Origin of the sequence: Psychrobacter sp. BF1 (assembly GCF_019279065.1) — a bacterium.
In the GTDB taxonomy this organism is placed as follows: domain Bacteria; phylum Pseudomonadota; class Gammaproteobacteria; order Pseudomonadales; family Moraxellaceae; genus Psychrobacter; species Psychrobacter urativorans.
The window spans coordinates 71,676-84,158 of record NZ_JAGYWV010000003.1; the positions used below are offsets into that span (position 1 = coordinate 71,676).

General features: G+C 42.6%; 8 protein-coding genes. 5 read left to right on the forward strand and 3 right to left on the reverse strand.

Annotation, left to right across the window (positions count from 1 at the left end):
- Positions 1-54 precede the first annotated feature (54 nt).
- Positions 55-1,275 (reverse strand): TerD family protein, encoded by a 1,221-nt coding sequence (locus KZA12_RS05125; protein WP_201622733.1) that lies wholly within the window; start codon positions 1,273-1,275, stop codon positions 55-57.
- A 372-nt stretch (positions 1,276-1,647) separates the two neighbouring features.
- Between KZA12_RS05125 and KZA12_RS05130 the strand changes: the two genes are divergently transcribed.
- Entirely contained in the window at positions 1,648-2,703 is a 1,056-nt protein-coding gene (locus KZA12_RS05130; RefSeq protein ID WP_256932848.1) for an ATP-grasp domain-containing protein, read from the forward strand.
- Between the two features lie 293 nt (positions 2,704-2,996).
- Here the strand turns inward: KZA12_RS05130 and KZA12_RS05135 are convergent, their stop codons facing one another.
- Positions 2,997-4,184 carry a sugar transporter gene (locus KZA12_RS05135; RefSeq protein WP_218689464.1) on the reverse strand — a complete coding sequence of 396 codons (1,188 nt, stop codon included), beginning with the start codon at positions 4,182-4,184 and terminating at the stop codon, positions 2,997-2,999.
- 286 nt (positions 4,185-4,470) lie between these two features.
- On the opposite strand from KZA12_RS05135, the gene KZA12_RS05140 reads away from it, so the two are divergent.
- Entirely contained in the window at positions 4,471-5,733 is a 1,263-nt protein-coding gene (locus tag KZA12_RS05140) for a serine protease (RefSeq protein WP_218689465.1), read from the forward strand.
- Between the two features lie 275 nt (positions 5,734-6,008).
- Here the strand turns inward: KZA12_RS05140 and KZA12_RS05145 are convergent, their stop codons facing one another.
- Positions 6,009-7,274: a RidA family protein gene (locus KZA12_RS05145; protein WP_218689466.1), complete on the reverse strand. Its 1,266-nt coding sequence runs from the start codon at positions 7,272-7,274 to the stop codon at positions 6,009-6,011.
- A 307-nt stretch (positions 7,275-7,581) separates the two neighbouring features.
- Between KZA12_RS05145 and KZA12_RS05150 the strand changes: the two genes are divergently transcribed.
- The 3 genes from KZA12_RS05150 to KZA12_RS05160 all read left to right on the forward strand — a co-directional run bounded on the left by KZA12_RS05150 (position 7,582) and on the right by KZA12_RS05160 (position 12,224).
- On the forward strand, positions 7,582-8,871 hold the full coding sequence (locus tag KZA12_RS05150; protein WP_218689467.1) for a phosphoribosyltransferase domain-containing protein: 1,290 nt from the start codon (positions 7,582-7,584) through the stop codon (positions 8,869-8,871).
- 480 nt (positions 8,872-9,351) lie between these two features.
- On the forward strand, positions 9,352-10,995 hold the full coding sequence (locus tag KZA12_RS05155; protein WP_218689468.1) for an ABC transporter substrate-binding protein: 1,644 nt from the start codon (positions 9,352-9,354) through the stop codon (positions 10,993-10,995).
- A 212-nt stretch (positions 10,996-11,207) separates the two neighbouring features.
- Positions 11,208-12,224 carry an ABC transporter permease gene (locus tag KZA12_RS05160; protein WP_149489051.1) on the forward strand — a complete coding sequence of 339 codons (1,017 nt, stop codon included), beginning with the start codon at positions 11,208-11,210 and terminating at the stop codon, positions 12,222-12,224.
- Positions 12,225-12,483 lie beyond the last annotated feature (259 nt).

Below are 12,483 nucleotides of genomic sequence, written 5' to 3' on the forward strand. Positions count from 1 at the left end.
GACTACCAAAATCGTCACTAGAGTGTAATTGACCTATTATTAGTGCTAAAAACCTTACTTGCGACCCCGCTTCCAACTAAAGCCCCAATTAAAAGCTTTGTCCATCTCTTGATGGCCTTTAAAGTACTGGTTAATACGCTCAACGTTGATACTGCCTTGTTGGTTTACCAAGCGTGCAATCGCACACATTGGCAAGTTGCCAGCTCCTTCAGTTAAACGAGTCTCGATCGGTGGCTGCTCAGGAACATGCACTGTCACTACCCCATCAGTTTGAGCCCAATTGGGTGCGCCTTCGTAGATAAAGGCAAAGATAAACACCTCTTCAATCTGTGCCCACTGCTGACCATTGATATCTAGCCATTCACCGCCACTAACTTGTCCGGTTCTATCATCTGCACGCAAACAAACATAAGGGGCTGACTGCAAGCTGCCAAAGCGATTGCCTAGGGCTTGAATCAGAGTCTTTTCGCCATTTTTAAGGTGGATCATTGCCCCAACATCGAGATCAATACCACTAGCGCCATGCTGCTTGAACAAGTCGCCTAGCAAGCCTTTTTTAGGGGCAGCCTTATCCGTATTTGGACGTTGATTCCAGTCTAAGTTGACTGATATTTTACCAAAATCGTCGCGTTTTTTTAGATTAATGCTGGATTGATTTTTGGTCAAAGTAATTTTACTGAGGTTAATCGAAGAAGCTGCCGGAATAGGTGGTGGACTATTGGCAGCATTGGCTTGCGCAGGTTTTGAGGTGTTGATAGCTGCGGCAGGCACAGGTGCTTCATCCGCAATCTCTACCCCGAAGTGCTCCGATAAAGGTTTCAGCCCGCCCTCAAAGCCTTGAGCGATAAAACGGAACTTCCAATTACCTTGACGGCGATAACATTCTGCTAAGATGATAGCTTTCTCGTTGCGTCCAGCGCTACTGAGCTGACAAGTCATTAATACTTGGCTGCCTTGCAATACTTGAATATCTACATCACCAATTTGGGCCAACGTTTGGGCGCTAGAAAACGCTAAAGCAATCTTATCAATATTGGCAGGTTGACTCGATAAATTGATATCGAAGAACCCATCGCTATCATGACCGCGAAAGCTCACACTATTATCATCGCTACTAGTCTGTCCATAAAAAATCATATCGCCATCACCGCGCACTTTACCTTGTGTGGTTAAGCGATAAGCGGCGCAGTCAATAGAGCTCTGGCTCAAGATACGGATGCTAATATTATCAGTTGGTAGCGGCGCATTGGCTCCAGCAATCAGCTTTTGGCTCATACTATTGGTCCTTTAAAGTCGTTATAATTAAGGGGTAACAGGGTTTTTAGCATTGACCTATAGTAGCATGAATAAAGCGACTGTCTTGCTCGGTTGAACCCTAACCTTAATAATCATAGTATTGCTTATACTGTCTTTTTGTTAGATTTCAAAGCTGCATTTATGACCATTTACTGTTGTATCTACAGTGGGTTTTGCGCATAATCTCTCAACTACTTAGCCTGACCTCAATACTGATAAGCCAACCCTGAGAAAGTTATGAATGACGTTGTAAACAATAGCACTAGTCAAACCATTACTGACCAAACTACTAACCCTAGTAATTCAAAAGCAGCCGTTTGGCTCGCTGAAGGTCAATCTAGCCAACGTGATATGCTTGCCAGCTTACAAATATTGAAATCTCATAGCCCTGTACCATTCACTATCATTGCCTCACATCGTCATGATCGTCCCGAGATTTTTGAATATGCTGATGAGGTATATAGGGAGCCTACTATTGCTGTGGCGGATGAAGAGATAGCATCTCAAGCTTCGATTACTATCCCGCGCTGGCAGTTTGTGTTAGAAAATGCCAAGCGCAATAATGTCAAAGTGCTGCTTACTGGTCGTAATGGCATAGATTACGAGGCGCAGCGTGAAGCCTTTACAGCTGCAGGTATCAGACTGTTAACAGGTGCTACTAGCATCGCAGCTTTGGCATCGATAGAAGACAAGTTTGCTTTTATGCAGCAGTGTCATGCTAATGATATTCCAGTAGCAGCCGCTTGGCGCTTTGATAATACTGCTGAGCTAAAAGCTTTATTAACGCTGCATGACCATCAGCCTTTATGTGTCAAACCTGTCATAGGTATCTTTGCCCAAGGGTTTTGGCGACTGGATACTGGTAAGAGCTGTGATGAGCCGTATGATAGCTTTGAGCACCTTTATTTCACTGAAGAGAAGAAGATTAATACTTCGCAATTTATAGCCGCTTATGACAACAGTCAAATGATCAAAGAGCGTCCTATTCCCATGCTATTAATGCCTTATCTGTCAGGACAAGAATACTCTATCGATGTGGTCTGTGAATATGGCGAAGTGCTAGCTGCTGTAACCCGTTATAAAACTGGCAAAATCCAACATATAGGCTATGAAGAATCAGTGATGGAAGTGGTTATTCCCTTGATCAAAGCTTTTGGCTGTGATGGTATCGTAAGTGTACAGACTAAGGCTGATGATGAGGGCGTGCATCGTGTCCTCGAAATCAATAGTCGCCCTGCTGGGGGCATCAGTTATACTACTCATAGCGGTGTAGACTTAACCCAAATTGGTTTTGGTTATTGGCTTGGTTTAACCGCTAAGCCCAAGTTAGCAGACGTCATCAAGCTAATTAAGCCCTGCCAAGTGCGCTCGATCATGACTAGTGTCAAAATTGAGGCTGAGATCTAATATTTTCAAAAAAATAACGACTAAAATATAACGACTAAAAATATAGCAGCTATAACACGAAAGGCACTTTTACTCTAGCTACTCCTAAATAAAAACAGGGCAGCTATTACCGCCTGCTACTGGTATAAATTTTGCTTGCATGCTGCGCTTGTAGAGACTGCACAAAATTCATCCCAGTAGCACCTTATTTGTTACTCTAATACTGTATAAGGGATTGACTATATATTCTTAAGATAGGCCGATTAAAGTTAACTTAGTTAAATTTTATCTTAGATATTTTTTAACACTAACTTCTAACGCAACTCAGGAAAGCGTCTTAGCATAACCACCATAAGTAGGAGCGCCAAGCTTGCAATACCAGCTCCTACGAAACCTACGCTAGACAATGAGATATAACTAACGGCATAGCCACCCAGTAGCGCCCCAGCCCCAATACCGAAGTTGATAACGCCCGAGAACATGGCCATCACCATATCTTGCGCATTGATATCAATCTCAATGACTTTGGTCTGAACAGTCAGCATTAATAGCATCATGGCTGTACCCCAAATCACGGTAACCATACTAAATAACCATATCGATTTGACTGACCATAACATCAATAACATAGACCCTAATATCAGTACTATAGAAACCAGCATCATCATGGGCGTGGATTTATCACTCCAACGACCAAATATATAACTACCAATAAGGCCAGCACCACCAAATAGTAACAGTATAAAGGTGACTGAGTTTTCACTAAGAGAGCCGATCCGATTCATAAAGGGTTCGATATAGGAATAAGCGGCATAGTCAGCGCTAAAGGCTACAAAGCAAAAGATATATAACGAAACTAATAGTCGATTTTTAAGGAGTTCTGGTAGCTTTCTAAAAGAGCCATCAAACATACTAGGCAAGTTTGGCAGTAATTTTATTTGTAGAATAAATACCACAAAAGCAAGAATACCTATGCCCGCAAAAGTAGTACGCCAACCAAACCATTGGCCTAATACTCGGCCTATAGGAACGCCCAACACTAGCGCTAAGGAAGTTCCTGTCGCTAGTATGCTAAGTGCCATAGCTCTCTTGCCTTCAGGTGCTACGCGCAAAGTTATAGCGGCAGTAATTGCCCAAAATATAGCGTGTGAAAACGCAATGCCAACTCGGCTAATGAGCAGTACTTGGAAACTCCAAGCAAAAACAGACAGTACATGACTGGCGATAAATACTACAAATAGCGCCAATAGTAAGCGCTTACGCTCAAGCCTACTGGTCAACAGCATGAGCGGTAGCGACATAGCAGCCACGACCCAAGCATAAAGGGTCAATATCAAACCTGTTTGGGCGGTAGTGATAGAAAAGTCTTTGGCAATGTCACTTAGTAAAGCTACCGGAACAAATTCTGTGGTATTGATGACGAACGCGCTGACACCCATTAACATAACACGAAGGTATTGGGTTGGAAGCGTCACTAAATCGGCTGTAACAGGGTTTGCCATAAGACCTACCAAAACATTGTCTTTTAGAACATACTTGGCTTAATAGTGGATATTATCAGCTAAGCACAACTAAGGTAGCATGGCAAAATAACAAAAATCTAACAAGCCTAGATAGCATTTATTTACTTTGTGGACATGGTTTATAATGCTACAGAGTAAAGCTTTTTTGTTAGCGTCACTAAAGTGAAGCCTATGTAGGTGTCAGTACGCCTAAGTATGCCTAAGTATGCCTAAGTATGCCTAAGTATGATAAACCACCCTACCGCAAAACTAGAAGAGACGTGCTATGAGTACACAGACCTTAGTTTTAGGCGCCAATACGGTTATTGAGCAAGCGCAATGTTCAGTGAGTTTTTCTACCTCAGATCCGCTCAAATTTGGTCAGCAGCTTGGACTACTATTGCTACCTCTAGACGAGAGTCGCAAGGCAGCTTGCAGTCCAGCTTATTTACATGAGCCTAAGGAGTGGGCAAAATTGGATAATGCTGATGAGCCAAAGGTTTGGCAGCTAGACTTACAGACACTCTTTAACACTCAGGGTATCCACTATTTACAGCTTATCGTCTATGCCTATTACGAACCTACGCTTAATTTACCGGCTGTTGAGCTAAATACCGTTAGCTTAGCGGTAAACAATGACACTATTCATTATGACTTTATTGCCAATGAGCGTCATGTCAAAGCCGCTATCATTTTAGAGATCTATCAGCGCAATGGGCAGTTTAAATGTCGGGCATTGGGCGAGGCCTCCAGCCAAGGATTGGCAAGTCTAGAGCAACGGATTCAGATTAGTCTTGATATCCGCCCGCCAGATACTCATGCCCTGCTACAAGAAGCCCAACGCCAGCAGCAAGGACAGTTCAATAACGATGAGCGACCGCCACGACAAGTAACCGCAGGTGAAACTTGGACAGGTACTGCTTTTGCTATTGATCGCTATCATCTACTCACTTGTTACCATGTGATTGAGTCCGCAGCTTTGATCGCTATCCGCCAGCAAGGCTATCCTGATCGTGAGGCACAAGTAGTGCTCAGCGACATCGGTAGCGACTCAGCGATTATAAAAGTTAGTGAGCCACTACCCAGTTATCTAACGTTAGCGCAGCAATGCGATGATCTATTAGGTGAGACTATTACTACTTTGGGCTTTCCCTTATCTGGAGTGAGCAGTCAACTACAAGTCACTCAAGGTTGTGTCTCAGGACTGACAGGTTTTGGCAATGATATCCGCTATATGCAATTTACTGCCCCGATTCAACCTGGCTCTAGTGGCAGCCCTCTATTATTACCTACTGGGGAGGTGCTAGGCATGGTTACGTCAAGTTTAAACTATGAGCACGCACAAAATATGAATTACGCGGTGAAATTTCAGTTATTATCTGCGCTGTTAAGCAGTGCCGGTATCAGCCTAACGGATTTAACCGATGATACGGTTAACGCTTTAGCCAACCACTCACTCTCTGCTATGGCCAGCCATATACCACTAACCACACCGCAGCTAAGTAAGCAAAGCCGGGGTGCGCTATGGTTGGTAGGTTGTGAGGGATAATTTTTTAATAGGATGCAAACAGCTACTGATAAGCGCTGCACTAAGGAAGATAAATGTCCGTTGAGTTCGATAATATTGCATTACTTATCGATGCCAACGCTACTTCTGCCAGCAGTATAAAGCAAGTATTACCACTAAAAAGGGACTAGTAGCTTTGGCTATTAGTCCCCTTTTATTAAGTCAGGTTGCTCAGTAGTATCTATCCTTAAAAGCCTTGACTACTGCCCTTAACTAGCTAACTCTTAACTGTATAAATATTAACTATCTACAATATGCTATAAAGCTGGTGGTGTACCTTCAGCATTAGAAACCACAGCATCAATTTGTATTAAAGCATCCATTGGAATGGCGGACACACCGATGACTGTTCTCGCAGGCAAATCACTGTTAAAGAACGGAGTATAGATATCATTTACCGCATCGATATCAGCAATGTTCTTAAGCTGGATATTGACTTTAACCACATCATCCATAACATGATCAATACTTTGTAATATTGCTTTGATATTCTCTAAGCACTGCGTTGCCTGAGCCGTCACATCGCCTGTAATCATTTTACCTGATTCAGCACTGATAGGAAGTTGAGCTGAGATATTATTATAGTGAGAAAAAGCGACTGTTTGTGTGGCTACTGAACTCTTTGGAGCATTAGTAGTATTATTAGCTTTTATGACGATACCATGTCTATCTTCAACTTCTTGCGGAGGCGTCCCATCACCATGCGACACCACCGCATCAATCTGTACTAGCGCCTGCATCGGTAACGCAGTGGCCGCACTAACCGTGCGTGCTGGCAAGTAACCAACAGTTCTAGCAATAGCCGAATCTGGGAAGAAGGTGCTGTAGACTTCATTTACAGCGTCAGTATTTGTCAGGTCCGTCAAAAAGATATTTACTTTTACAATATCATCAATGGGCACATCGATGCTCTGTAAAATAGCCTTAATGTTTTTTAAGCACTGAGCGGTCTGCTGTTTTACATCGCCGCTAACTAAGCTGCCGGTCTTAGGATCAATGGGCAATTGCGCTGAAATATTATTATAGTGAGAAAAAGCGACGGTTTGCGTAGAGACGCTAGTTTTTGGCGCATTATCCGTGTTGTTGGTCACTTTTACTAAATCACAAGGTGCTTGTGGCTGAGTCCCTTCACCGTTTGAGATGACGGCATCTATTTGTATCAAGGCCTTATCCATAGGAAGCGCTGCTACTGCTAGCACGGTACGTGTTGGCAGATAGCTTTGGAAAAAAGTAGCATAAACAGCATCTACAGCGGCAATATCAGTAATATCTTTTAGAAATATAGTGATCTTAACCACGTCGTCCATAACATGACCAATACTCTCAACGATGGCCTTAATATTGTCTAGGCACTGGGTTGTCTGTGCGCTAATATCGCCAGCGACTACGTCCTTGGTTTGTGGATCAACAGGTAATTGGCCAGAGAGATGGTTATAATGGGAAAACGCAACGGTTTGCGTTGATAATGGGCATTTTGCGACACTGTCCGTGTTTCTTGATGCTTTTATAATGATATTATTCATGGGTAAATAGATCCTATTTGGTATGTATTTTTATAGAGCTATTGGTTTAAGGGTATTTTCCCTAGCAAAAGCAGAGCGAGATAATTATAGTTAGGAACAGCAGTGATAGTGTACAACTGTACCATAGGAATAACTGCTGCACCTACAAATAAACTTCGTTTAAGACAACTAAAATAAAGGTTAAAAAAAGCCATTTAATTTTTCAAATAAGAACCCGCTAAGCCCAAATATGTAAGGCTAAGGGTATAATGTACTAGATATCATAAAAATTATTTATAGAATTTATAAAACAGGAAATATATAGGCGATGATTGAAAACGGTGCTAAATCTATTGATGTTCACAAACGTAATATCGTTCTACCCCGTGGTGAGCTGGCGCTAAGCTATCAGATAAATTCGGCTATTAACCGTGCCGGTGCTGGCGAGCAGCCTTATCAATTAGAAGACTTATTAGACTTTGCCCAGCGTATTAATCCTAAGCGTGCATTTCTTTTTGTCTCAAAAGTCTTAGGACGTCATATCCCAGTAGCGCCGAGTGTTATGCGCACCTCCTTTACTGATTTAGCCAATTTGGTCCCTGATGAGTTAGCTGAACCTATCCTAGTGATTGGTATGGCAGAGACAGCAGTTGGGCTATCCGCTGGCGTTCATCAAGCGTTGCAGACTCGCTATCCCAATGCGTTATTGCTTAACTCTACTCGCCATGCCCAGCACGATGATGGTAATAACGACAATGTTTTATTGACCACTTTTAGCGAAGACCATAGTCATGCCAGTCAGCACCTGATTTATCAAAGCGCTGATAAGGTGACTCAGGCCCAGCTGCTAGCAACCAAGACCCTTATTATGGTCGATGATGAAGCCTCAACAGGCAATACTTGCGTCAATGTGGTCAGCGCATTACGGGCAGCAGGATTAACCCAACTACAGCAAGTACATCTTACAACCTTGGTTGACTGGTCGCTAAATCAGCATCAAGCTGATACTGACGATAGCGTTGCCAGCCGCTTAGCAAATATCGACTTTTATCGGCATCATCTGCTATCTGGCGCTTGGCAATGGACGGATGCCCCTAATCCTGAGCCTATAATGATGCCATCAGTTGATACCACAGAAGCTGGTAGTAATGCTTTAGGTGATACGGGCAATTGGGGACGTTTCCCCACCTTAACTAGCACCGATGGCTTCGATAGTTACTTGGCAAATTTTCAACAAGCAGTTAGGGTCTTTAATCAGCAAAGACAGCTTGATGACGCCTACTTGCCTCCAAGAATTCTAGTATTGGGCAGTAATGAATTTGTATGGTTACCGTTTTTATTGGCCGAATGGCTTGAGAAAAACAGCAATATCGATAATGTAATTAATCATCCTGAGATTAAATTTAGCGCCTTAACCCGCTCGCCAATTGCGCTAGGGGGCGGTATTAGCACGAGGTTAAGCTTTACCGATAATTATGGTTTAGGCATGACTAACTTTGTTTATAACGTCAACCCTGCTGACTGGGACTTGATCGTATTGTGTGTAGAAACCTCGTCTGAGAGTGTTGATTCGCTGTGGCATGGTTTGGATAATGTGCTGATAGTAAGTCCTAGCTAGAGTCTCGTTTAAGATAGATATTGGTCTTAATAGTTACTGATAATGGGTTTATAGCACTAATAATAGCGTGTTTAGATTGTGTAATAGTACTGCTAAAACAGACTTTAGCTTTATAGGTATCTGATTTTAAGGCGCTTAATTGTAAAAATCATAATAAAAAAGATGCTTATAGCATAAAAAAATTCATATTTACGTTATAGACATCTTGCTTAACCTTACCTTTACATATATATTCTGTCTATTCATTTGCTCATTCAGCGCCACCCTCTCAATTATTTGAAAACCAAAGATTTGAGATTGCAGTTGTTAGATCATTTCAAGCTTTAGCTAATTAATGATGACCTAACATAACGCGAATGAGTAAATACTTTAAAAGGAATTAAGGGTTTATCAATTATATGACGATATCAGTGGCGCATAGTGTCACTGTCGTCTTATTAATTGGTAATTATCTGATGGTTTATACAGGATGTTATCACAATGCAAATCCCATTTTTCAAGCTTACCTTATTAGCAGCCCTAACCTTAGGCATCAGTGCCTGTAGCGGCGACAATAAAACCACCGACAAAACAGCAGATGCTGGCAGCGATGCCAAAGCAGCTAAGACCCTAATTTATTGTTCAGAAGGTAGCCCTGCCGGCTTTGACCCTGCTCAATATACGGCAGGTACTGACTTTGATGCCAGTTCTTACCCTATCTTTAACGGTATCGTCCAGTTCAAACGTGGCGAAACCGAAATTGAGCCAGGCTTAGCAGAAAGCTGGGAAATCAGCGAAGATGGCAAGACTTATACCCTCAATCTACGTAAAGGCGTCAAGTTCGGCAAGACTGATTACTTCACGCCAAAGCGTGACTTCAACGCTGATGACGTTATCTTTACTATCGAACGTATGATTGATACTGACTTTGCCTTTAACAAAGACTATCCGGCTGAATTCCCTTACTCAGTAGATATGGGTTTGCCTGAGATCATCGATAAAGTAGAAAAAGTTGATGATTATACGGTCAAAATTACTCTAACTGAGACCAATGCGCCCTTCTTACAAAACCTAGCCATGCCGTTTGCCTATGTGCATTCTGCAGAGTACGCTAAGCAATTACAGGATGCTGGTAAAGCCGCTGACCTAAACACTAAGCCGGTCGGTACTGGGCCGTTTGTCTTTACTTCCTATCAAAAAGACGCACAGATTCGCTATAGCAAAAACCCTGACTACTGGAACAAAGACGATATCCATATCGATAACTTAGTCTTTGTCATCACCAAAGACTCTGCGGTTCGTGCGCAAAAAATACAAGCGGGCGAATGTAATGTCTCAGCTTATGCCAACCCCTCTGAAGTAGACTCTGCTAAAAAATCTGGCAAAGCAAACGTTTTAGATGAGGCTGGCTTTAACGTCGGTTACTTAGGCTATAACACTGAAAAACCAGAACTTAAAGATGTGAATGTTCGCCGTGCGCTCGATATGGCGATTAATAAAGACGCTATTATCGATGCGGTCTATCAAGGTTCTGGTATCAAAGCCACTAACCCAATGCCGCCAACGCAGTGGGGCTATAATAAAGACATCAAAGATGCGCCTTACGATGTCGAAAAAGCTAAGGCACTATTGGCCGAAGCTGGTGCAAAAAACTTAGAAATCGACTTATGGTATATGCCAGTGCAGCGCCCTTATAACCCTAATGCCAAGCTGATGGCAGAGATGATTCAGGCCGATTGGGCCAAAGTAGGCGTAAAAGCCAAGCTGGTGACGTATGAATGGGGCGAGTATCTAAAACGTGCTGCCAAAGGCGAGCCTGAGGCTATTCTAGCGGGTTGGACTGGCGATAATGGGGATCCTGATAACTGGTTAGGTGTCTTATTATCTTGTGATGCGGTTGGTGGTAATAACTACTCACGCTGGTGTAATAAAGACTTTGATAAGCTGGTGACCGATGCGCGTGCCATTACCAACCAAGATGAGCGTATTGCCAATTATACGCAAGCTCAGGTTATCTTTAAAGATCAATTGCCTTGGACCACAGTTGCTAACTCAGTGGTGACGGTATTAACCACCCCTAACGTTAAAGACTACAAAATCAGCCCACTCGGCTCAATTCGCTTTGATGGCGTTGATATTGAATAAAGGTAGTAAATAGCCTTAGTTAATACTAGCGCTGCATTCAGTACTAGTATTAGCTTCAATACCAATACCTAATAAACTTTAGTGCCACCTTTTACTTGATAGTTATTGCTTTATATACGTTTGTGGCTGGTTCAGAGATTCTGTTCCAGCCACCTTTGTCTGAGCTTGAGCTATATTTGCTAAAAGCCACTTTTATAAAAACGAGCCGAGCTATGCTACTTTATATTCTACGCCGGATTTTAATCTTAGTTCCTGTCTATATCGGCTTAACCCTATCGACTTTTATTCTCATTCGTCTTGTACCTGGCGATGCTGTTGAGATTATGATGGGCGAGCGTATGGTTGATCCTGAGCTACATGCGCAGGCTTTAGCGCGCCTTGGTTTAGACAAACCCTTGCCCGTACAATATTGGGATTATCTCACTGGGATACTGCAAGGTAACTTTGGTGAATCCTTTCGTACTCGCACCCCTATATTACAAGATTTTTTCGCCCATTTTGTGCCGACATTAGAATTAGCACTTTGCGCGATTACCATAGCGAGTGTGGTTGGTATCAGTTTGGGTATTTTTGCCGCATTGCGTCGAGGCACTTGGATTGACTATACCTTAATGTCGGGCGCACTTGCCGGCTACTCTATGCCCATCTACCTACTTGGGCCTATTTTGACAGGTATCTTTGCTCATTATTTAGGTCTACTACCGGTCTCTGGGGTCATCTCTGTCGCCCAGTTCCTAGACGTCAAACCTTTATATGGTTCTTGGCTATTAGGGTCTTTAAGCTCTGGTGAGCCCGGTGCCTTTTGGAACGTTGTCAAACATTTTATCTTACCCTCAGTGGCTCTATCTACCATTCCTCTAGCTATGATCGCTCGTATGACCCGCTCAGCAATGCTTGAGGTGTTAGACGAAGATTATGTACGTACAGCAAGAGCTAAAGGCTTATCACCAAAACGGGTGATTTTGATTCATGTGATGCGTAATGCGCTTATCACTGTGGTCACCGTAGTGGGATTGCAGATGGCGACGTTACTCGCTGGGGCTATTATCACCGAAACTATCTTTAGTTGGCCGGGCGTTGGCAACTGGTTACTAGATGGCTTCTTTACTCGTGATTACCCTATTGTACAAAATGGTATTTTATTGGTCGCCACTGCACTGATTCTGGTGAGCTTAATGATCGATATTTTATATGGATTTATTAATCCTAGAATTCGCCATTCTTCATAGTTTATTGTTAGGGTGAAGCCCACTTGCTACATTTTTGATGCCTCTGTAATTCATCATAATTGTATCTGCAATAGCTATTTATAGTTTTTAATAATTACCCATAGTGCTCATGATGACCTTGTGTCCCTAAGTTTGTATTACTCAGCTTGCCTAAGACAAGCAGATGCTAAGTTAGCTCAAGCAATAAGCAATTTAAATAAGCAACTTAGCGCAATAAAGTAAGCAAACTAGTGGAGTAAAACAAGGTCTAATTCACTAA

Excerpts from the sequence above, each read along its gene's own strand:
- KZA12_RS05125 (WP_201622733.1), bottom strand. The coding sequence starts at position 1,275 with ATGAGCCAAAAGCTGATTGCTGGAGCCAATGCGCCGCTACCAACTGAT.
- KZA12_RS05130 (WP_256932848.1), top strand. The coding sequence starts at position 1,648 with ATGCTTGCCAGCTTACAAATATTGAAATCTCATAGCCCTGTACCATTC.
- KZA12_RS05135 (WP_218689464.1), bottom strand. The coding sequence starts at position 4,184 with ATGGCAAACCCTGTTACAGCCGATTTAGTGACGCTTCCAACCCAATAC.
- KZA12_RS05140 (WP_218689465.1), top strand. The coding sequence starts at position 4,471 with ATGAGTACACAGACCTTAGTTTTAGGCGCCAATACGGTTATTGAGCAA.
- KZA12_RS05145 (WP_218689466.1), bottom strand. The coding sequence starts at position 7,274 with ATGAATAATATCATTATAAAAGCATCAAGAAACACGGACAGTGTCGCA.
- KZA12_RS05150 (WP_218689467.1), top strand. The coding sequence starts at position 7,582 with ATGATTGAAAACGGTGCTAAATCTATTGATGTTCACAAACGTAATATC.
- KZA12_RS05155 (WP_218689468.1), top strand. The coding sequence starts at position 9,352 with ATGCAAATCCCATTTTTCAAGCTTACCTTATTAGCAGCCCTAACCTTA.
- KZA12_RS05160 (WP_149489051.1), top strand. The coding sequence starts at position 11,208 with ATGCTACTTTATATTCTACGCCGGATTTTAATCTTAGTTCCTGTCTAT.